10 protein-coding genes are annotated in these 21696 nt (G+C 69.7%); 6 read left to right on the forward strand and 4 right to left on the reverse strand.

The genetic code is table 11. The features are described from left to right. Positions 1-122: 122 nt before the first annotated feature. The 3 genes from ACEWX3_RS26850 to ACEWX3_RS26860 are packed head-to-tail and all read left to right on the forward strand — an operon-like array spanning position 123 to position 12553. On the forward strand, positions 123-11198 hold the full coding sequence (locus ACEWX3_RS26850; RefSeq protein WP_374158206.1) for a type I polyketide synthase: 11076 nt from the start codon (positions 123-125) through the stop codon (positions 11196-11198). A gap of 40 nt (positions 11199-11238) precedes the next feature. Then, the gene (locus tag ACEWX3_RS26855; protein ID WP_374158207.1) at positions 11239-11733 is read left to right on the forward strand and encodes a TspO/MBR family protein; all 495 of its coding nucleotides are present in this window, start codon (positions 11239-11241) and stop codon (positions 11731-11733) included. A gap of 28 nt (positions 11734-11761) precedes the next feature. After that, entirely contained in the window at positions 11762-12553 is a 792-nt protein-coding gene (locus ACEWX3_RS26860; RefSeq protein ID WP_207068200.1) for an SDR family oxidoreductase, read from the forward strand. A gap of 6 nt (positions 12554-12559) precedes the next feature. Here the strand turns inward: ACEWX3_RS26860 and ACEWX3_RS26865 are convergent, their stop codons facing one another. After that, a complete protein-coding gene (locus ACEWX3_RS26865) occupies positions 12560-13657 on the reverse strand; it encodes a dihydrodipicolinate reductase (RefSeq protein ID WP_374159963.1) in 1098 nt (365 codons plus the stop codon). Between the two features lie 241 nt (positions 13658-13898). Here ACEWX3_RS26865 and ACEWX3_RS26870 point away from each other — a divergent pair, with 241 nt between their 5' ends. Beyond that, positions 13899-15734 carry an acyl-CoA dehydrogenase gene (locus ACEWX3_RS26870; protein WP_207068198.1) on the forward strand — a complete coding sequence of 612 codons (1836 nt, stop codon included), beginning with the start codon at positions 13899-13901 and terminating at the stop codon, positions 15732-15734. Positions 15735-16111: 377 nt separating this feature from the next. Here ACEWX3_RS26870 and ACEWX3_RS26875 read toward each other — a convergent pair whose 3' ends face one another. Together ACEWX3_RS26875 and ACEWX3_RS26880 are read right to left on the reverse strand one after the other, a co-directional pair. Continuing rightward, the gene (locus ACEWX3_RS26875) at positions 16112-17044 is read right to left on the reverse strand and encodes a TIGR03564 family F420-dependent LLM class oxidoreductase (RefSeq protein ID WP_374158208.1); all 933 of its coding nucleotides are present in this window, start codon (positions 17042-17044) and stop codon (positions 16112-16114) included. Positions 17045-17187: 143 nt separating this feature from the next. Next, positions 17188-18489 carry an acetyl-CoA C-acetyltransferase gene (locus ACEWX3_RS26880; RefSeq protein WP_207068196.1) on the reverse strand — a complete coding sequence of 434 codons (1302 nt, stop codon included), beginning with the start codon at positions 18487-18489 and terminating at the stop codon, positions 17188-17190. A 170-nt stretch (positions 18490-18659) separates the two neighbouring features. Here ACEWX3_RS26880 and ACEWX3_RS26885 point away from each other — a divergent pair, with 170 nt between their 5' ends. Both ACEWX3_RS26885 and ACEWX3_RS26890 read left to right on the forward strand, forming a co-directional pair. Continuing rightward, positions 18660-20012: a 3-oxoacyl-ACP reductase gene (locus ACEWX3_RS26885; protein ID WP_221350462.1), complete on the forward strand. Its 1353-nt coding sequence runs from the start codon at positions 18660-18662 to the stop codon at positions 20010-20012. A gap of 69 nt (positions 20013-20081) precedes the next feature. Beyond that, positions 20082-20942, forward strand: a complete 861-nt coding sequence (locus ACEWX3_RS26890) for a MaoC/PaaZ C-terminal domain-containing protein (protein ID WP_207068194.1) — start codon at positions 20082-20084, stop codon at positions 20940-20942. Here ACEWX3_RS26890 and ACEWX3_RS26895 read toward each other — a convergent pair. Beyond that, positions 20929-21591: a TetR/AcrR family transcriptional regulator gene (locus tag ACEWX3_RS26895; protein ID WP_207068193.1), complete on the reverse strand. Its 663-nt coding sequence runs from the start codon at positions 21589-21591 to the stop codon at positions 20929-20931. The genes ACEWX3_RS26890 and ACEWX3_RS26895 overlap by 14 nt on opposite strands. Positions 21592-21696 lie beyond the last annotated feature (105 nt).

Below are 21696 nucleotides of genomic sequence, written 5' to 3' on the forward strand. Positions count from 1 at the left end.
GCAACACCCCACACGGCACCTGTACACGTGCCATAGTGTCCGTCGGGGGAAGTCGATCTCAGGGCGCGACAGGTGACCTGTGCAGTCAGATTCTCACCGTCGAAGCAAGGGAGTACAACGGCATGGGATCCGCCGAGCATCCGACCGGGCAGCCCCCGCGGTTCGCCGTCATCGGCTACGCGGCGCGCTTCCCGGGCGCCCCGGACACCGACCGGTTCTGGGACATGCTGCGGGCAGGCCGCGACGCCATCTCCGAGGTCCCCGGTGACCGCTGGGACGTCGACGAGTTCTTCGACGCGGAGCCGGGCACGCCGGGCAAGGTGGTCACCCGGCGCGCGGGTTTCGTCGAGGACGCGACAGGCTTCGACGCTCCGTTCTTCGGGATGTCGACCCGCGAGGTCCGGTTGATGGACCCCCAGCACCGGCTGCTGCTGGAGACCGCGTGGCGCGCGGTGGAGCACTCCGGGATCGCGCCGACGTCGCTGGCCGGCAGCAACACCGGCGTGTTCGTCGGGCTGGCCACCCACGATTACCTGGGCATGGCCTCCGACGAACTCACCTACCCCGAGATCGAGGCCTACATGGCCATCGGGACGTCCAACGCGGCCGCCGCGGGCCGGATCAGTTTCCGGTTGGGACTGCAGGGCCCGGCGGTCGCCGTCGACACCGCCTGCAGTTCATCGCTGGTGGCCATCCACCAGGCGTGCCAGGCGCTCCGCCTCGGCGAGTGCGACCTGGCGCTGGCCGGTGGGGCGAACGTGCTGCTCACGCCCGCCACGATGATCACCTTCTCCAGCGCGCACATGTTGGCGCCCGACGGCCGCTGCAAGACGTTCGACGCGGCCGCCGACGGCTATGTGCGCGGCGAGGGCTGCGGCGTCATCGTCGTCAAACGCCTCGAGGATGCGCTTCGCGACGGCGACCGGATCCGCGCGGTCATCCGCGGCAGCGCCATCAACCAGGACGGCGCGTCGGGCGGGCTGACGGTGCCCAACGGCGTGGCCCAGCAACGGGTGATCACCGACGCCCTGGACCGCGCTGGGGTCGCCCCCGCCGACGTCGGCTACCTGGAAGCCCACGGCACCGGGACGTCGCTGGGCGATCCGATCGAAGCTCAGGCCGCGGGCGCGGTGCTCGGTGCCGGGCGCCCCGCCGACCGGCCGCTGCTGATCGGGTCGGTCAAGACGAACATCGGCCACCTCGAGGCGGCCGCCGGGATCGCCGGGGTCATCAAGGTCATCCTGTCGTTGGAGAACGAGATGCTGCCGCGGCATCTCAACTTCGAGAAGCCCTCGCCGCACATTCCGTGGGACCGGCTGGCGGTCGAGGTCGTCACCGATCCCGTGCCGTGGGAGCGCAACGGCCTCCCCCGCATCGCCGGGGTCAGTTCGTTCGGGTTCGCGGGCACCAACGCCCACGTCATCCTCGAAGAGGCGCCACCGGCGGCGGAGCCGCTGGTGAGCCCCGCGGCGGAGCCGCTCATGGGCCCGGCGGCGGAGCCGCTGATGGGCCGCGCGGCCGAGCCGGCCAACGTCACGGCGGCCGAGCCGGAGGCCGGCTACCGCCTGCTGCCGCTGTCCGCCCGCACCCCGGCCGCCCTGGCGACCCTCGCCGACCGGTACCGCAGTTGGCTGGTCGAGCATCCCGAGGCCACGCTGGCCGACGTCTGCTTCACCGCGGGCACGGCGCGTGCCCACCTGGAGCATCGCGCGGCACTGGTGGTCGACTCCAAAGACTCGGCGCTCGAACTCCTCGGCGCGCTGGCCGACGACCGGCCTGCTCCGGGGCTGGTGCGCGGCGAGTCCCACGAGTCCCCGAAGACGGCATGGTTGTTCACCGGGCAGGGCAGCCAGTACCCCGGCATGGCCCGCGAGTTGTTCGACACCGAGCCGGTGTTCGCCGACACGCTGCGACAGTGCGCCGACGCGGTCGCCGATGTTCTCGAAAAGCCCTTGCTCGACGTGATCTTCGGGTCCAGCGACGAGGAGCTGCGCCAGACGTCTGCCGCGCAGCCCGCCCTGTTCGCGGTGGAGATGGGCCTGGCCCGGCTGTGGCAGTCGTGGGGGCTGGAGCCGGACGTGGTGCTGGGCCACAGCGTCGGCCAGTACTCGGCGGCGTGTGTGGCCGGCGTCTTCGAACTGGCCGACGGGGCACGGCTGATGGCCGAGCGCGGCCGCCTGTTCGGCAGCCTGCCCGCCGGCGGGCGGATGGTCGCGGTGTTCACGGCCCCGGAGCGGGTCGAGCCGCTGACCGACGAGTTCCCCACTCTGTCGGTGGCCGCCTACAACGGTGCGAACACCGTGCTGTCGGGACCGGCCGACGACCTCGCGCAGGCGATCTCGGGACTGGTCGCTGCCGGGGTGCGCTGCGACTGGCTCGACACCAGCCACGCCTTCCACTCCGCGCTGCTCGATCCGATCCTCGACGAATTCGAGTCGTTCGCAGCACAGTTCGAGGTCAACCAGCCGCAACGGATCCTGATCGACAACCGGACCGGGGCTGCGCTGGGACGCAGTGTGAAACTCGACGGGACCTACTGGCGGCGGCACGCACGCCAACCGGTCGAGTTCGCCAGGAGCGTGCGCACCCTCGCAGAGATGAACTGCAGGGTGCTGGTCGAGATCGGCCCGCGACCGGTTCTGACCGCCGCGGCGCTGGGCGCCTGGCCGGACCCGGCGACCACGCCGCGGGTGATCGCGTCTCTGCGCCCGACCACCGCGGACCACCGCCAGATCACCGAGGCCCTCGCCGACGCCTACGTGCTGGGTCACCTGCCCGACTTCGCCGCGCTGCGCCGGCCGGAGGCGCGCAAGCTGGATCTGCCGACCTACCCGTTCGAGCGGCGCCAGTACTGGTTCTCCGACGGCCGCGACGGCACGGTCGATTCCGCTGCACCGCAACGCCTGAGCGGTCCCCGCACCGAGGCCGTCGGCCTCCTGGAGGACGGGCGCATCGACGAGCTCGCGGCGCTGCTGGACAGCGCGGGCGACCAGCAGACGGTGGCTGTTTTGAACAAGCTTGCCGCACAGCACAATCAGCAACGCACCACCCAGGCGATCACCGACGACCGCTACGAGATCCACTGGCAGGAAGCCTCTTCGTTCCGCACCTCGGCCGGCGTGAGTGCGACCTGGGTCCTGGTCGGTGACCCCGCGGCGGCCCAGCCCCTCGTCGACGTGCTGACCACACGCGGCCAGCGGTACGAGTCGGTCGCACTGCCAGCCTCGGATGCCGACGCCGAGCAGCTCGCCGCCGCGCTGCGCACCCTGGCCGAGGATGGTTCGGCGGTGCGTGTCGTGCAGCTCGCCGCGTTGGACGCGAACCCGTCTGCGGCGGCCGGCCCGTCGATGCGCTCACTGCTGCGGATGCAGCACCGCACCCTGAGCGGCACGCGGCGGCTGTTCCGCGCGGCCGCAGCCGCCGAACTGCGCAGCCCGATCTGGCTGGTGACCCGGGGCGCGCAACACGCGACCGATGCCGACACGGTGAGCCCCGAGCAGAGCTGTCTGTGGGGCTTCGGCCGCGCCGCTGCTCTGGAATTGCCGCAGCTGTGGGGCGGACTCGCCGACCTGGCCGCAGACCGCGACATCGCGGCACACGAATGGGCCCGCCTCGTCGACCTGATCGGGGGCCCACCCGACTCGGCCGCCCGGGAAGACCAGGTCGCGATCCGCGACCAGGCGGTGCTGGTCCCCCGTCTGGTCCGCCGGTCCGGCCGGCCCGGGGCGGACCCGCTGCCGCTGCGCGACGACGCCACCTATCTGGTGACCGGTGGACTGGGGGCGATCGGACTGGAGATCGCCGGGTATCTCGCCGCCCACGGCGCCGGGCATCTGGTGCTCACGAGCCGACGCGCGCCCGACGACGCCACCGCGCAACGGATCGACGCGCTGCGCGCGCAGCACGGGTGCACCCTGCAGGTGATCACGGCCGACGTCGCCGACGCCCACGACGTGGCGCGCCTGTTGGCCGGCATCGCCGCCGACCTGCCGCCGCTGGCCGGCATCGTGCATGCGGCCGGAGAGGTCGGCACCACCCCGCTGAGCGCCCTCGACGACGCCGAAACCGACCGTGTCTTCGCCGGAAAGGTCTGGGGTGCATGGCATCTCAGCGAGGCCGCGGCGGACCTGAAGCTCGACTTCTTCCTCAGCACCTCCTCGATCGCCTCCGTCTGGGGTGGATTCGGTCAGACCGCCTACGGCGCCGCCAACGCCTTCCTCGACGGACTGTGCCGGTATCAGCGGGACCAGGGCATCGCGGGCATCAGCGTGAACTTCGGCCCGTGGTCGGCCGGTATGGCCGACGAACAGTCCCGCGCGCGGTTGGCGCAGCGCGGAGTGCAGACCCTCTCGCCCGCCGACGCTCTGGCCGGGCTGGCCGACGTCGCGACGACCACGTCCGGGCACGGCGTGGTGGCCCGCATCGACTGGGCCCGCTTCCTGCCGCTGTATCAGCAGGCGGGCCAGCGGGCGTTCCTGGCCGAGATGCAGCAGGGCCTGCCCGCGCAGCCGGTGTCGACGGCTCCGTCCGGAAAGACGGCCCTGGTCGAGAAGCTCACCAATGCCCCTGTGCAGCAGCGCCGCGTGCTGCTGATCGACCACCTGCGCGACGCGGTGGCCGAGGTGACCCGCATCGACGCCGGCGAGATCCGCGAGGATGCCGGGTTCTTCGATCTCGGCATGGATTCGCTGATGGCTGTGGAGTTACGCCAGCGCATCGAACAGGCTGTGGGCGACCAGATCCCGGCCACCCTCGCGATGGATCACCCCAGGCTCTCCGATGTGGCGGACTATCTGCTGGCCGACGTACTCGGACTCAGCGGCCAGGCCGCCGCCAAACCGGCGACCGTGGTCGCCGCCCGGACCGACGAGCCGATAGCGGTCGTCGCCGTGTCCTGCCGCTTCCCCGGCGCACCCGATCCGGAGGCCTTCTGGGACCTGCTGGCCGGTGGTGTCGACGCCATCCGCGAAGTGCCGGAGGACCGCTTCGACATCGACGAGTTCTACGATCCCGATCCCGACGCCGCGGGCAAGACGTACACCCGGTCGGGCGGTTTTCTCGACGAGATCGACGGGTTCGACCCCGAGTTCTTCGGTATCTCACCGCGCGAGGCGGTCTGGATCGAGCCGCAGCAGCGGCTGATGCTGGAGACGGTGTGGGAGGGGCTGGAACGAGCGGGATTCGCGCCGTCGGCCCTGCGCGGTAGCCGCACCGGGGTCTTCGTGGGTGTGGCCGCCAACGAGTACGCCCACCTGCTCTCCGCCGAGCCGATCGACAAGATAGAGCCCCATTTCATCACCGGCAACGCGCTCAACGCGATCTCCGGCCGGGTCGCCTTCGCGCTGGGCTTCGAGGGGCCCGCCGTGGCCGTGGACACCGCATGCAGCTCGGCGCTGGTCGCGGTGCACCAGGCCTGCCAGGCGCTGCATTCCGGCGACTGCGATCTCGCGGTGGCCGGCGGGGTCAACGTGCTGTTGAGTCCCGTCACCGTCGTCGCGGCGTCGCGCGCCCGCATGCTGTCCCCCACCGGGCGGTGCAAGACCTTCGACGCGTCCGCCGACGGCTACGTACGTAGCGAGGGATGCGGCGTGCTGGTGCTCAAGCGGCTCAGCGACGCGGTGCGCGACGGCGATCGGATCAGTGCGGTCATCCCCGCCAGCGCGGTGAATCAGGACGGAGCCTCCAGTGGGTTGACCGTTCCCAACGGCGGCGCCCAGCAGCGGCTCATCTCGACGGTCCTGGCCCGCGCCGGGTTGTCCGGCGGTGACGTCGACTACCTGGAGGCACACGGCACGGGCACCCCGCTGGGCGACCCGATCGAGGTGCAGGCCGCCGCAGCCGCCTACGGCGATTCCCGCGACGCCGACCGGCCGCTGCTGATGGGATCGGTGAAGACCAACATCGGCCATCTCGAATCCGCCTCCGGTGCAGCCGGTCTGATCAAGGTGGTGTTGTCCCTGCAGCACGGGGTGCTGCCACAGAGCCTGCATTTCGAGCAGCCGTCGCCGCACATCCCGTGGGACTCGCTGCCGGTGCGGGTGGTGGACGAGGCGATGCCGTGGCAGGCCGACGGCAGGCCACGCCGGGCCGGGGTGAGCTCGTTCGGGTTCACCGGCACGAATGCCCATGTGCTGATCGAGGAACCGCCCCAGCCGAATCCGGCTCTGGCCGCAGCTGAGCTTCCGGACACACCGGATACTGCGCCGCAGCCCACCGCGGACCGCTCTGCCGTGCAGGTGTTGCCGCTGTCGGCCCGCTCACCGGAAGCGCTGGTGACGTTGGCGCAGCGCTACGACAGCTGGTTGAGCACCCACCCGGATGCCGATCTGAGCGACGTGTGCCTGACGGCCGGAACGGGGCGGTCGCATTTCGAGCACCGCGCCGCGCTGGTGGTGGACTCGATCGACGGCGCCCGGGCGGCGCTGACCGACCTGGCCGAGAATCGGTTGCGCCCTGGGGTGGTGCGCGGCGAGCACACCCACCGCCCTACGACGGCATGGTTGTTCACCGGACAGGGCAGCCAGTACCCGGGGATGGCCCGGGAACTGTTCGACACCGAACCGGTCTTCGCCGAGACGGTGACCCGCTGCGCGGAGGCGGTCGCCGACCTGCTTGCCGATCCGCTGCTGGAGGTGCTGTTCGCCACCGACCGGGAGACCGGCGGCAAGGCCGGGGAACGGTTGCGGCACACGTCGTTCGCTCAGCCGGCGCTGTTCGCCGTCGAGATGGGTCTGGCGCGGCTGTGGCAATCGTGGGGTATCGAACCGGACGTCGTCCTCGGTCACAGCGTGGGCCAGTACGCGGCGGCCTGCGTGGCCGGCGTGTTCAGCCTCGAGGACGGTGTGCGGCTGATGGCCGAACGCGGCCGGATGTTCGGCAGCCTGCCACCGGGTGGGCGGATGGTGGCGGTGTTCACCGATGCCAATCGTGTCGAGGCAGCCGCCGCCCAGTTCCCCCGGGTGTCGATCGGGGCCTACAACGGGCCCAACACCGTGCTCTCGGGCCCCGGCGAGGGCCTGGAGCAGATCGTCGCCGGGTTCAGCGCCGACGGCATCCGCTGCACCTGGCTGGAAACCAGTCACGCGTTCCACTCCGAGCTGTTGGACCCGGTGCTCGACGAGTTCGAGGCCTTCGCGGCAGGGATGACGTTCGCCGCGCCCACACTTCCGCTGGTGTGCAACCGCACCGGCACCGTGCTCACCGCCCAGAACCCGATCGATGCCGGGTACTGGCGCCGGCATTCGCGCCAGCCGGTGCAGTTCGCCGAGAGCGTGCGCACCGTGGCGGCGCTGGGGTGCTCGATCCTGATGGAGATCGGGCCGCAGCCGGTGTTGACCGGGGCCGCGGTCCAGGTGTGGCCCGAGCACGTGGCCGCGCCACGGGCCGTCGTCTCACTGCGCAAAGGTGTCGCCGACCGGCGCCAGATCGCCGACGCGCTCGCCGCCGCGTACATCGGTGGCCACCGACCCGATTTCGCGGCGGTCCACGGCCGTGCCGGTCGCCGCGTCGAATTGCCGACCTACCCGTTCCAGCGCCGTCGCTTCTGGCCCCGATCGGCCGGCGTCGCGACGGAGGGCGGCGGTGCGGCCACCTCCGGGATCCCGGGCAGCGCCAAGGATCTCGCGTCCGGCGACACCGTGTACACCAGCCGGTTGTCGGTCCGGTCGCAGCCCTGGCTCAGTGACCACGTCATCTACGGCACCGTCGTCGTGCCGGGTGCGACCTATGCCGCGATGGCCCTGGCCGCGGTCGGCACCCCCGCACGCGTGCAGGACGTCTTCTTCTACGAGCCGATCATCCTGCCGGAGAAGAGTTCTCGCGAGGTGCAGCTGACGCTGCACCCGCAGGAGGCCGGCGGCTGGACGTTCCAGGTGCACAGCCGGCCCTACGGTCAGCGCGACACCGACTGGTCGCTGAACGCCGAAGGCACGGTGGCCGCCGGGCTCGACGACGAGCAGCCCGCCGAACAGGCCGAGGCGGTCGACGACGCGATCGAGCGGTGCACCCGCATGCGCCCGCAGGAGCTGTTCGAGACGTTCGCAGACCTGGAGCTGGCGTGGGGGCCGACGTGGTCGGGGTCGCTGAAGTCGTTGTGGCTCGGCGACGGCGAAGCGATCGGTGACATCCTGGTGGGTGCGGAACTCGCCGAACAGCTCGGCTCCGAACCGATGCACCCGGTATTGATGGACCTGTGCACCGGCGTCGCGTTCCCGGCGTTCCCGGCGCTGCTGGCCGCCGAGCAGGGCGTCAACGACCTGTTCCTGCCGCTGCGGTACGGGCAGGTCACGCTGCGGGAGAAGATGCCGCGCAGGTTCTACTGCCGCGCCAGGTGGCACGCCGCCGAACTGAACAGCGAAACCCAGGTCTTCGACCTCGATTTCGTCGACCGCGACGGCCGCCTGCTGGGCGGGATCCGCGAGTTCACGGTCAAACGCGCACCGCGCGAGGCGCTGCTGCGCGGCCTCGGTGGGGACGCCACCCGCCTGCTCTACACGCTGGGTTGGCATGAGGTCGCGCCACCGGAGCCGCGCGACGACGAGACCGCCGGCACCTGGCTGATCGCCGGGTTCGACGAACTGGCGGCGGCCGTGCCCGGCTGCATCCCGTTCGACCGGGGCCCCGACGCGGCCCCGTTGGGTCAGGTGCTCACCGAGGCGCGGGAACGCGGACTGCCGTTCTCCGGCGTCGTCTGGCGCGCCGCGGCGCCCACCGAGAACGCGGACGCCGACCACGTCGCGGCGCGGCTGGAGGCCGAGATCGGTCACCTGCTCAGCGCCGTGCACGCGGTGCAGGGCGGCTCCGGGAGCGCACCGGTCTCCCTGCCCGACGGATTGTGGATCGTCACCGAGCGCGGGGTCGCCTGCGAGTCCGGCGAGCCCGTCGACCCGGTGCAGGCCGCGTTGTGGGGGTTGGGCCGCACCACCATCAACGAGGAGCCGTCGCTGCGCTGCCGGCTGGTCGACGTCGACGGATCGGCGGAAGCCGTGGCGGCGCTGGCCGGGCTGCTGAGCAACCCCGTGACGGAGCCCGAGTGCGCGCTTCGGCAGGGCAAGCTGCTGGCCTCGCGGTTGTTGCCGTGGGCGCGCAGCGGTCATCTGGCGGTGCCGCGGGGCGGTGACTACGTGCTGGCGCCCACCGAGCGCGGCGCGATCGACAACCTGCGGCTGTCCGAGGTGGACGTGGCGCCGCCGGCGGACGGCTACGTGCAGGTCCGGGTCGAGGCCGCGGGGCTGAACTTTCGTGACGTGCTCAACGTCCTGGGCCTCTACCCCGGCGACCCGGGACCGATCGGCGGCGACTTCGCCGGCATCGTCACCCAGGTCGGCGCGGGGGTGAACGGCCTGGAGGTCGGTCAGCGGGTCTACGGCTTCATGCAGGGCGCCTTCTCCAGCCGCTTCAACGTGCCCGCGCAGCTGCTGGCGCCGGTACCCGACGGCCTGGGCCCGGTCGCCGCGGCCACCATTCCGGCCGCTGCGCTCACGGTGCGGTTGGCGTTCGACTGGGCGAAGATCCAGCCCGGCGAACGTGTCCTCGTCCACGCCGCCAGCGGCGGCGTCGGGCTGGCGGCGATCCAGATGGCGCAGCAGCGCGGCGCCACCGTGTTCGCGACCGCGAGCACCTTCAAGCGCGCCACGCTGCGCAAGATGGGCGTCAAGTACGTCTACGACTCCCGCAGCACGGATTTCGCCGACCAGATCCTGGCCGACACCAACGGCGCCGGCGTCGACGTGGTGCTCAACAGCCTCACCAACGACGGGTTCGTCGAGGCGACGGTGCGGGCCACGGCTCCCAACGGTCGCTTCGCCGAGATCGCCAAGCGCGACATCTGGACTCCTGAGCAGATGGCCGCCGCCCGGCCCGACATCGCCTACGAGATCGTCGCGCTGGATGTCACGACGCTGCAGGACCCCGGTCACATCCACCGGCTGTTGACCGAGGTGTCGCAGGGACTGGGCACCGGCGAGTGGGCGCCGCTGCCCGCCGAGATCTACCCGATCACGGAGTCCAGGGCCGCGTTCCGGCGGATGCAGCAGGCTCGCCACATCGGCAAGATCGTGGTCCAGATCCCGCACCCGCTGCAGCCGCGGCCCGACCGCAGCTACCTGATCACCGGTGGACTCGGTGCGGTCGGTCTGCACACCGCGGCGTATCTGGCCCAGCTCGGCGCCGGGGACATCGTGCTGACCAGCCGACGTGCCCCCGATGCCGACACCCAGCGGGTGATCGACGAGATCACCGAGCGTTACCGGTGCCGCGTGCACACGTTTGCCGCCGACGTCGGCGACGACGGCGAGGTGGCCGCGTTGCTACAGCGGATCCGCGCGGAGCTGCCGCCACTGGCGGGGGTGGCACACCTGGCCGGTGTCCTCGACGATGCGCTGCTGTCCCAGCAGAGCCTGGAGCGGTTCCGGGCCACGTTGGCGCCCAAGGCATTCGGCGCCTGCCATCTGGACCGCCGGACACGCGAGGACGACCTCGACTTCTTCCTCGTGTCGTCGTCGGTGTCGAGTCTGTTCGGCTCGCCCGGCCAGGCCAACTACGCGGCGGCCAACGCGCTGCTCGACGGCCTGGTGGCGCAGCGGCGTGCGCAGGGGCTGCCGGCGACCGGCATCAACTTCGGGCCGTGGGCGCAGGGCGGCATGGCCTCCTCCGAGGCCGCGGTGGCCAACATCAGTGCCCAGGGTCTGATTCCGCTGGAGCCGTCCGCCGCGTTGAGCGCGATGGCGGAGGTGGTTGTGAACGGCACCGGACAGGCCACGGTGCTCAAGGCCAACTGGCAGCGCGCCGCCAAGGTCCTGGGCAGTTCGCGTCCGCCGATTCTGGACCTCGTGCTGCCGAGCGCCGCCGGGGAGGCGACCGGGGACAGTGAGCTGCTGCGCCAGCTGCAGGAGATTCCGGTGCCCCAGCGGGCCGGGTTCGTCACGGAGTTCCTGCAGCGCGAGGTGCAGAACTTCCTGCGGCTGGCTCAGCCGCCGGCCGCGACCAGTCGGTTCCTCGACCTCGGGACGGACTCGCTGATGGCGATCGAGCTGCGCAACCGGTTGCACAGCCAGTTCGGTGGCGCGTTCACGATCAACGCCACCGCCGTGTTCGACTATCCGACCATCGGCGGGTTGGCCGAGTACCTCGTCGGGCAGCTGCCTGATGCCGAAGCCGCCGAGCCGGCCCCACAGGAGGAACCACCTGTCACCGAATGATCAGATTCGGTGCCGGGACGCTGCGGTACGGTGACAGACCATGGTGGCCGAATCCTCGCGAACCCGGCCGAAATCGCTGCTTGCGTTGGCGGTCTCGCTGGTCGCCGTCGCGGTGGCCTCGGGGCTGGGCGGGCTGGCGAGCAGCCGTGCGTCCGAAGAGTACGGCCGTCTCGAGCAGCCGTCGTGGGCGCCGCCGTCCTGGGTGTTCGGTCCGACGTGGACGGTGCTGTATCTCTTGATGGCGGTGGCGGCCTGGCTGGTGTGGCGTACCGGCCCCTCGGCCCGGTCGCGCCTGGCGCTGACGTTCTACGCTGTGCAGCTGGTGCTCAACGCGACGTGGACGCCGCTGTTCTTCGGCCTCGGCTGGCGCGGCATCGCGTTCGCCGAGCTCAGCGTCCTGCTGGTGGTCCTGATCGCCACGGTGGTGATGTTCTGGCGGTTGAGCCGGCCGGCCGGCGCGATGCTGGTGCCCTATCTGTTGTGGTCGGCGTTCGCGCTGTCGCTGAATTTCGCGGTCTGGCAACTCAACTCATGACGCCAGCCGCTCTGGAAGGAGAATTCGAGTGAAGAAATCGGTGTTCATCACCGGGGCCGCCACCGGTATCGGCCGGGCGACCGCACTGAACTTCGCCCGCCGTGGCTACTTCGTCGGAGGGTATGACCTCGACGAGGCCGGGCTGAAGGTGCTCGAGGCGGACATCGCCGCCGTCGGCGGCACCGGAGCGGTGGGCCATCTCGACGTCACCGACGTCGAGGAGATGTCCACCCGACTGGCCGAGTTCTTCGCGGCCGCCGGTGACCGGCTGGACGTGATGATCAACAACGCCGGGCTGCTCACCGCCGGCGCCTTCGAAGAGATCCCGCTCGCGACGCACCACCGCGACATCGATGTCAACGTCAAGGGCGTCGTCAACGGTCTGCATGTCGGGTTCCCGTTCCTGCAGCGCACCCCGGGCTCCACGGTGATCAACCTGGCGTCGGCGTCGGCGATCTACGGGCAGGCCGAGCTCGCCAACTACAGCGCCACCAAGTTCTACGTGCGGGCCATCACCGAAGCGCTGAACATCGAGTGGGCCGGCCACGACATCCGCGTGATCGACATGTGGCCGCTCTACGTCAACACCGCGATGACCAAAGGGGTGTCCACCGGAACCACGCAGTCGCTGGGGATCCGGCTCACCGCACAGGACATCGCCGACGACATCGTCGCCGCGGTGGATGCGCCGTGGACGCGACGCACGCTGCGCCAGGTGCACTTCCCGGTCGGCGCACAGGCCAAGACGCTGGCACTGGCCTCACGGTTCTCCCCCGGCTGGCTGACCCGGCTGGTCAACAAGCAGCTCGCCCACAAGTAGCCGGCGTCAGGTCCAGCGCTGCGCCTCCAGCTGCGGGGGCAGCGGGGGATGCAGCGGAACGTCGAGGCCGTCGTAGATGCCCGGTTTCTGTTCGGCCAGCCAGGGCAGGGCACCGAGCAGCCGGTTGGTGGCGGTGGTGTTGCCGCCGTCGGCGCGGGTGCCGCCCGGCACGTCGGCGCGCACGACGATGGTCAGTTGCGGGTCGCCGTCCACGATCACCCGGTGGTCGCCGGCCCCGCCGGTGACGGCGTCGTCGGGTTGTGGCCATTGCGGTGCGCACGAGGGATGGATCCGGGTGATGTGCTCGATGACGACCCGCCGTCGACCCGCCGACCATCCGATGACCTTGAGGTAGAACGCCCCCTGCGTGCCCTTCTCGAACGACCCCAGCACCGTCTCGACGGTGTGCTCCAGCGCGACGCGTTCGACCTCCTCGGTGATGTCGTCGATCTCGATGCCCAGGCCGCGGCCGATCAGGCGGATGTTGCCGCCCCACACCATCGTCGGAATGGTCGGCAGCAGCATCATCGGCGTCTCGTCCATCGAGCCGCCGAAACCGCAGGACACCGTGACCGCGAACGGTTGGTTGTACGTCGAGTAGTCGAAGATCTCCTGGCACGTGATCGTTCGGATGCGGGTGCACAGCCCGGCTGCTGTCACCGCCAGCGCATCGTTGCCCCACCCGGGGTCGACGCCGCTGACCAGGAGCGTGGCGCGCCCCTCCTCGGCGGCGGCGGTCAACCGCTGCACCCAGTCCGGCGGCGCGGAGCGCGGATCGTAGAGCGAGTACAGCGACGGGGTGACCACGTGGGCGCCGGATCGCAGACAGCGTTCGATGTCGGCGACGGCCTCGTCGGGGCGGATGTCCCCGGAGGCCATGTAGGCCACCGCGTCGCAGTCGGCCAGCGCCGCCGCCACGTCGGTGGTCGCGGCGATCCCGGTCTGTGTGTCGAGGCCGGCGAACGCGGCGGCATCCCGGCCGGCCTTGTCCCCGGACGAGGTGATGACACCGGTCAACCGCAGCCCCGGAAAGGCCGTCAGCGACCGGATCGCCGTCGTCCCCATGTTGCCCGTTCCCCACACCGCGACCCCGAGTTGCGACAGCACCCGGACACCATATCCAGCGCCACGTGACCAGCATCACAAATCAGGAAAAGCGCAGCTCAGAAGGTTGCAGGAGCGATGAGGCGCAGGTCGGCCAACCGCTCGGTTGGTCGGAGGCGGGAAATCACCCACAGTCATCTTGCGTTGAAGTTACCAGCCGGTATAGTTACGCACAGTTACTGGTGGGTAACTTGTCCCGAGTACCCAACCGCAAGTGGCGTTCTCGATGAGGAGGAAACCCGTGGGCCACTACAAGAGCAATGTTCGCGACCAGGTATTCAACCTGTTCGAGGTGTACGGCGTCGACAGGGTGCTCGGCACCGGTGCCTACGCCGATTTCGACGCCGAGACCGCCACCGAGATGTTGGCCGAAATGGCCCGTCTCGCCGAGGGTCCGGTTGCCGAGTCCTTCGAAGAGGGCGACCGCAACCCGCCCGTCTTCGATCCCAAGACCCACACCGTCACGCTGCCCGAGGGGTTCAAGAAGTCGGTGCGCGCGGTCATCGAAGGCGGCTGGGACAAGCTCGGCATCGACGAGGAGCTCGGCGGCACCCCGATGCCCAGCGCTCTGTCCTGGGCGCTGCAGGAGCACATTCTCGGCGCCAACCCCGCGGTGTACATGTACGCGATGGGCGCCGGATTCGCCGACATCTTCTATCACCTCGGCACCGAGGAGCAGAAGAAGTGGGCCAAGCTCGCCGCCGACCGCGGCTGGGGCTCGACCATGGTGCTGACCGAGCCGGATGCCGGCTCCGACGTGGGCGCCGGCCGCACCAAGGCGGTCCAGCAGGCCGACGGCACCTGGCACATCGACGGCGTGAAGCGCTTCATCACCTCGGCCGACTCCGATGACCTGTTCGAGAACATCATGCACCTGGTGCTGGCCCGCCCCGAGGGCGCCGGCCCCGGCACCAAGGGTCTGTCGCTGTTCTTCGTGCCGAAGTTCCACTTCGATCCCGAGACCGGTGAACCCGGCGAGCGCAACGGCGTGTTCGTCACCAACGTCGAGCACAAGATGGGCCTGAAGGTCTCCGCGACCTGCGAGCTGTCGCTGGGCCAGCACGGCACCCCCGCCGTGGGCTGGCTGGTCGGCGAGGTGCACGACGGCATCGCGCAGATGTTCGACGTCATCGAGCAGGCCCGGATGATGGTGGGCACCAAGGCGATCGCCACGCTGTCCACCGGCTACCTCAACGCGCTCGAGTACGCCAAGGAGCGGGTGCAGGGCGCGGACCTGACGCAGATGACCGACAAGACCGCGCCGCGCGTCACCATCACGCACCACCCGGATGTGCGCCGCTCGCTGATGACCCAGAAGGCATACGCCGAGGGCCTGCGCGCGCTGTACCTGTTCACCGCGACCCATCAGGACGCGGAGGTCGCCAAGACGCTGCACGACATCGAGCCGGAGCTGGCCGTCAAGGTCAACGATCTGCTGCTGCCGATCGTCAAGGGTGTGGGCTCCGAGCAGGCCTACGCCAAGCTCACCGAGAGCCTGCAGACCCTCGGCGGATCCGGCTTCCTGCAGGACTACCCGATCGAGCAGTACATCCGCGACGCCAAGATCGACTCGCTCTACGAAGGCACCACCGCCATCCAGGCGCAGGACTTCTTCTTCCGCAAGATCGTCCGCGACAAGGGTGTGGCGCTGGGGCACGTGGCCGGCCAGATCGAGCAGTTCGTGAAGTCCGAGACCGGCAACGGCCGGCTCAAGGCCGAACGTGCGCTGCTGGCCACCGCGCTGGAGGACGTGCAGGGCATGGCCGCCACGCTGACCGGCTACCTGATGGCCGCGCAGGAGGATCAGGCCAGCATCTACAAGGTCGGCCTGGGCTCGGTGCGGTTCCTGATGAGCGTCGGCGATCTGATGATCGGCTGGCTGCTTTCCAAGCAGGCAGCAGTGGCCATCGAGAAGCTCGACGCCGGTGCGCAGGGTGACGACCGCGCCTTCTACGAGGGCAAGGTCGCGGTGGCGTCGTTCTTCGCCAAGAACGTCCTGCCGATGCTCACCAGCACCCGGTCCATCCTGGACAACCTCGACAACGAGGTCATGGAGCTGGACGAGGCGGCGTTCTGACCGTTCGCCCCAACCGACCAAGACGCCCCCGGACTCTTCCCGGGGGCGTCTTGCGTTGAGAGCCGAGTTCTGCAGACATACCGCGAGAAGTCCTCAGCAGAAGTCGGATCTCGGCGGGCCGGGGTGGATCCGTACTCAATCGGACACTGCTCACACGGTGCGACTGCTGGTGGGGTGTGACGGCTCGTGGGTTACCACGGCCGAAAAGAGCTGCCACGACAGCGAATAAGGGCGGGTTCGGGAGGACTGTGGGCGCGTCACATCAGTCTCGCGCGGCCGACTTTCATCCCTTGTTCGGCTCTTCGGATAGGTCACTCCCGAACCCGTCGTGCGGTCGATGCTACCCCTGTGATACGTCTCACACCAGGGGGCGAATGTCAGTTGTCGGGCGCGTAGTCACGCAGCAGGGCGCGGGTGCGGGCGCGCCCTTCCGGTGAGCTGTCGAACGGCGCGGCGACGAACTCGTCGACGCCGGCGGCCCGCACGTCGTCGAGGCGGTCGCGCACCGTCGCCTCGTCGCCGATGATCGCGGCGTCAGCCGGCCCGTCGTAGCCCTCGCGCTCCAGCATCGCGCGGTAGGACGGCAACGTGCCGTAGACGGCGAACTGCTCCGCGGCCTGAGCGCGCGCCCCGTCGACGTCGTCGGTGACGGCCACCGGCAGGGCCGCGACGACGCGGACCGCATCCTCGGGGCGGCCCGCATCGGCGGCCGCCTGGCGCAGGGTGGGGCTGACGTGACCGCGCAGCGTCTGCGGTCCGGTCATCCACGTGCACGTGCCCGACGTGCGCCGGCCCGCCAGCCGCAGCAGCTGCGGACCCAGTGCGGCGATGTACACGTCCGGACGCGGGGCGCCGGGGATCATCAGCGCGCCGCGGGTGGTGACCGTCTGCCCGGGCGCGTCGGCCGCCTCCCCGGCCAGCAGCGGCAGCAGGCCGTCGAGGTACTCGCCGAGCCGACGCACCGGCTTGTCCCAGGGGATGCCCCACATGCCCTCGGTCACCGCGGCGTGCGTCATCCCGAGCCCGAGCAGGAAACGACCACCGCAGGCCAGGTTGAGCGTCAGCGCCCGCTGCGCCATCAGCATCGGATGCACGTTCTGTATCGGGACCACTCCACTGGCCACCTCGATGCGATCGACCTCATGCAATGCCACGGCCAGCACGGTGAGCAGATCAGGCTCGTAGGGCAGCTGGCTCATCCAGACCCGGCCGAAGCCCTCGTCGCGTAACAGCGTCAGGAACTCCACGGTGGCGTCGATCGGCGACCCGTCGCCGAGGCCGGAGAGCTGCCCGAACATGCTGATCTGCATGCCTGGACTGTAGCGCCGACGATTCCGTCCGGAACAGAAAAACCCCGTGTTGCCGTCGGGTCGGGGGGTCAGACGGCAACACGGAGCTATCCCGTGTATCGACCTCTCACAGCCCCGCGTTACAGGGCGGCGAAAGAAATTTCTTACGCCTCGAGAATCGCGGTGACACCCTGCCCACCGGCGGCGCAGACGGAGATCAGACCACGCACCGGCTGCCCCGTGTCAGCCTTCTTCTCGGCCAGCTGCTTGGCCAGCTGCGCCAGGATGCGCCCGCCGGTCGCCGCGAACGGATGACCCGCCGCCAGCGACGAACCGTTGACGTTGAGCTTGGACCGGTCGATGGATCCCAGCGCGCTGTCCAGGCCCAACCGCTCCTTGCAGTACTCCTCGGACTCCCAGGCCGCCAGGGTGGCCAGCACGACCGACGCGAAGGCCTCGTGGATCTCGTAGAAGTCGAAGTCCTGCAATGTCAGCCCGTTGCGCGCCAGCATCCGCGGAACCGCGTAGGTCGGCGCCATCAGCAGTCCGTCGCGGCCGTTGACGTAGTCCACCGCGGCGGTCTGGCCGTCGACGAAGTAGGCCAGCACGGGGATGGAGCGCTCCGCAGCCCACTCCTCGGAGGCCAGCAACGCCACCGAGGCGCCGTCGGTCAGCGGCGTCGAGTTGCCGGCCGTCATCGTCGCGTCCCCGTTGCGCACCCCGAACACGGGCTTGAGCTTGGCCAGCTTCTCCGGGGACGAGTCGGCGCGCAGGTTGTTGTCGCGGTAGAGCCCCAGGAACGGCGACACGAGGTCGTCGAAGAACCCGCGGTCGTACGCGGCGGCCATGTTGCGGTGACTGGCCGCGGCGAGCTCGTCCTGATCGACGCGCTTGACGCCCATCTCCTTGGCGGTGACCGCGGCGTGTTCGCCCATCGACATCCCGGTGCGCGGCTCGCTGTTCACCGGGATCTCGACACCGACCGAGGCAGGCAGCTTGCCGACCAGCTTGAGGCGGTCGACGTTCGACTTCGCCCGGCGCAGACCGAGCAACACCCGGCGCAGATCGTTGCCGAACGCGATGGGAGCGTCGGAGGCGGTGTCCACCCCGCCGGCGGCAGCCGCCTCGTAGCGGCCCATCGCGATGCCGTCGGCTGCCGCGATCGCCGCCTGCAGGCCGGTGCCGCAGGCCTGCTGCAGGTCGAAGGCCGGCGTATAGGACGACAGCGAACTGCCCAGCACGCATTCGCGCATCAGGTTGAAGTCACGGCTGTGCTTGAGCACCGCGCCGCCGATCACCGCGTCGAGTTTGGTGCCCTTCAGGTCGAAACGATCGGCCAAACCGTCCAGGACGGCGGTGAACATGTCCTGGTTCGATGCGTGCGCGTACGCGCCGTCGGCCCGCGCAAACGGGATCCGGTTACCTCCGAGAATGGCCACTCGGCGGGTGTTCTTGGTCTCAGCCACGTCTGCCTCCCGGCGTCGCGAGGAACATTGCAGTGTCGAGGGTCATACTACCCACCGTTCTTACTCTGGAGTAAGTTCGTGATCGACACGACAGTGGGGTACCCAACACCCGGCCGCGTCCAACGCGGCACGAATGACCGTGCACCTCGACTCACGCGAAAGGCAGCGCTGTGGCTTCCGATCTCCTGTCCCAAGTCGTCAACTCCGGCCCCGGTTCGTTCCTGGCCAAACAACTCGGAGTTCCGCAGCCCGAGCCGCTGCGCCGCTACCGGCCCGGCCAGGAGCCGCTGGCCGGTTCCCTGCTGATCGGCGGGGCGGGCCGCGTCATCGAGCCGATGCGCGCCGCACTGGCCGAGGACTACGACGTCGTCGGCGACAACCTCGGCGGTCGGTGGGCCGACAAGTTCGGCGGGCTGGTCTTCGACGCCACCGGCATCACCGAGCCCGCGGATCTCAAGCAGCTCTACGAGTTCTTCACCCCACTGCTGCGCAACCTCGGCCACAGCGGGCGGGTCGTCGTCGTCGGCACCACGCCCGAGCAGGCCGGCTCAGTCGGGGAACGCATCGCCCAGCGCGCGCTGGAGGGCTTCACCCGGTCGCTGGGCAAGGAACTGCGCAACGGCTCGACCGTCGCGCTGGTGTACCTCGCGGCCGACGCGAAACCGGCGGCCACCGGACTGGAGTCGACGCTGCGTTTCCTGCTGTCGGCGAAGTCGGCCTACGTGGACGGACAGGTGTTCTACGTCGGCGCGGCCGACTCCACCCCGCCGGCGGACTGGGACCGTCCGCTCGACGGCAAGGTCGCCCTGGTCACCGGCGCCGCGCGCGGGATCGGCGCCACGATCGCCGAGGTGTTCGCCCGCGACGGTGCCAAGGTCATCGCCGTCGACATGCCCGACACCGCTGAGGCCCTCGCCGAGGCCGCAACCAAGATCGGCGGCACCGCGCTGACCCTGGACGTCACCGCCGCCGACGCGGTGGACCGCATCACCGAACACGTGGGCCAGCACTACGAAGGCAAGCTCGACATCCTGGTCAACAATGCCGGGATCACCCGCGACAAGCTGCTGGCGAACATGGACGAGTCCCGGTGGGACAGCGTGATCGCAGTGAACCTGCTGGCACCGCTGCAGCTGTCCGAAGGGTTGGTGGGCAACGGCACCATCGGTGAGGGCGGCCGCATCGTCGGCCTGTCGTCGATGGCAGGCATCGCCGGCAACCGCGGGCAGACCAACTATGCGGCGACGAAGGCGGGCATGATCGGCCTCACCGAGGCGCTGGCCCCCCAGTTCGGCGAGAAGGGCATCACGATCAATGCCGTCGCCCCCGGCTTCATCGAGACCAAGATGACCGAGGCGATCCCGCTGGCCACCCGTGAGGTCGGCCGCCGCCTCAACTCGCTGTTCCAGGGCGGCCAGCCGGTGGACGTCGCCGAGGCCATCGCCTACTTCGCCAGCCCGGCCTCCAACGCGGTGACCGCCAACACGATCCGGGTCTGCGGCCAGGCCATGCTGGGTGCGTGAGAGTTCATGAGTGACGCTTGCGAACGAATCGAGGACCATGAGTGACGCTTGCGAACGAATCGAGCAACCATGAGTGAAGGCGCACAGCCCTCCGGGCTGAAGAACCTGTTCTGGGCCGCTGCAGGCGCGCTGCCGTTCGTACCGCGCGGCGAGAGCCTGCCGAACCGCACGTTGACGGTGTCGGATCTGAGCATCGACCCCGATCACGTCGCCGCGTACGCGGGTGTGACGGGTCTGCGGTTCGGTGACCAGGTGCCGCTGACGTATCCGTTCGCGCTGACGTTCCCGACGGTGATGTCGCTGGTGACCAGTTTCGACTTCCCGTTCGCCGCGATGGGCTCGGTGCATCTGGAGAACCACATCACCCAGTACCGGCCCATCTCGGTGACCGACACCATCGACGCCGCGGTGCACGCCGAGAACCTGCGGGAGCACCGCAAGGGTCTGCTGGTCGACATCGTCACCGACATCAAGGTCGGCAACGACGTGGCGTGGCATCAGGTCACGACGTTCCTGCACCAGCAGCGGACGAGCTTGTCGGATGAGCCCAAGCCGGCGCCGGAGAAGCAGCCCAAGCTGGGTCCACCCAACGCGGTGCTGCGCATCACTCCCGGCGAGATCCGCCACTACGCATCGGTCGGCGGCGACCACAACCCGATCCACACCAATGCGATCGCCGCGAAGCTGTTCGGATTCCCGACCGTCATCGCCCACGGCATGTACAGCGCCGCCGCGGTGCTGGCCAACATCGAGGGCCAACTGCCGGATGCGGTGAGTTACTCGGTGCGCTTCGCCAAACCCGTGGTGCTACCGGCGACGGCCGGTCTGTACGTCGAGCGCGACCAGGACGGCTGGGAGCTGACGCTGCGCCACCTGTCGAAGGGCTATCCACATCTGACCGGAAAGGTCAGCCCGCTCACGCGCGGGTGACGGCGTCCGCGTCGGTTCCGGTGCCGAAATCGGTGTCCGGGACCGGCCCGGCCCCGTCGGACGGCGCACCTTTGAGTCCGAGCCAGAACAGGTTGATCATCAGCTGGGCGGCGTCGTCCACATCGGCGTCTCCGGTGCTGACCCTCGACGCCACCGCCTCGCCGGCCCCCACCAGCGCGACGGCCATCATGTCGAAATCGGTGTCCGGCCCCGGGAAACGGGTTCCGGTGCGCAGCAGCCGGCCGACCAGGTCGATGATGCGTTCACGACCTTCCCGGACCGTGTGGGCGAAGCGCTGCGAACTCGTCGCCTGGGTGTAGAGCACCATCCAGGAGGCTCGGTGCTCGTCGATGTAGCGCAGGAACGCCGAGACCGCGTTGCGCAACAGCTCCTTGGGGGCCTCGTCGAAGTCGATCTTGTCGCGGACCTCGTCGACGAACCTGCGCAGCTCGCGATCCAGGCACGCCCCGAACAGTTCCTCTTTGGAGCCGTAGTAGAGGTAGAGCATCGGCTTGCTGATCTGCGCGGTCGCCGCGATGGCATCCATGGACGTCTCGTGGTAGCCGTTGACCGAGAACATCTGTACCGCGGCATCGAGCATCTGCTGCTCCCGCACCGCACGGGGTAACCGTTTGGTTCCACCTGCCATGCGCGAGCCTTCCTGAGCGGGTCCGTGGGACCGAGAGCACTGTTCACCCGACAGTGTTCACCGGAGAAGAAGTTCACCGGAGTACAGCGAGCTTTTCACCCCAGG

The sequence above is a fragment of the Mycobacterium sp. G7A2 genome (genome assembly GCF_041902445.1).
Taxonomy (GTDB): domain Bacteria; phylum Actinomycetota; class Actinomycetes; order Mycobacteriales; family Mycobacteriaceae; genus Mycobacterium.

Excerpts from the sequence above, each read along its gene's own strand:
- ACEWX3_RS26850 (WP_374158206.1), top strand. The coding sequence starts at position 123 with ATGGGATCCGCCGAGCATCCGACCGGGCAGCCCCCGCGGTTCGCCGTC.
- ACEWX3_RS26875 (WP_374158208.1), bottom strand. The coding sequence starts at position 17,044 with ATGCAGATCAGCATGTTCGGGCAGCTCTCCGGCCTCGGCGACGGGTCG.
- ACEWX3_RS26895 (WP_207068193.1), bottom strand. The coding sequence starts at position 21,591 with ATGGCAGGTGGAACCAAACGGTTACCCCGTGCGGTGCGGGAGCAGCAG.
- ACEWX3_RS26890 (WP_207068194.1), top strand. The coding sequence starts at position 20,082 with ATGAGTGAAGGCGCACAGCCCTCCGGGCTGAAGAACCTGTTCTGGGCC.
- ACEWX3_RS26855 (WP_374158207.1), top strand. The coding sequence starts at position 11,239 with ATGGTGGCCGAATCCTCGCGAACCCGGCCGAAATCGCTGCTTGCGTTG.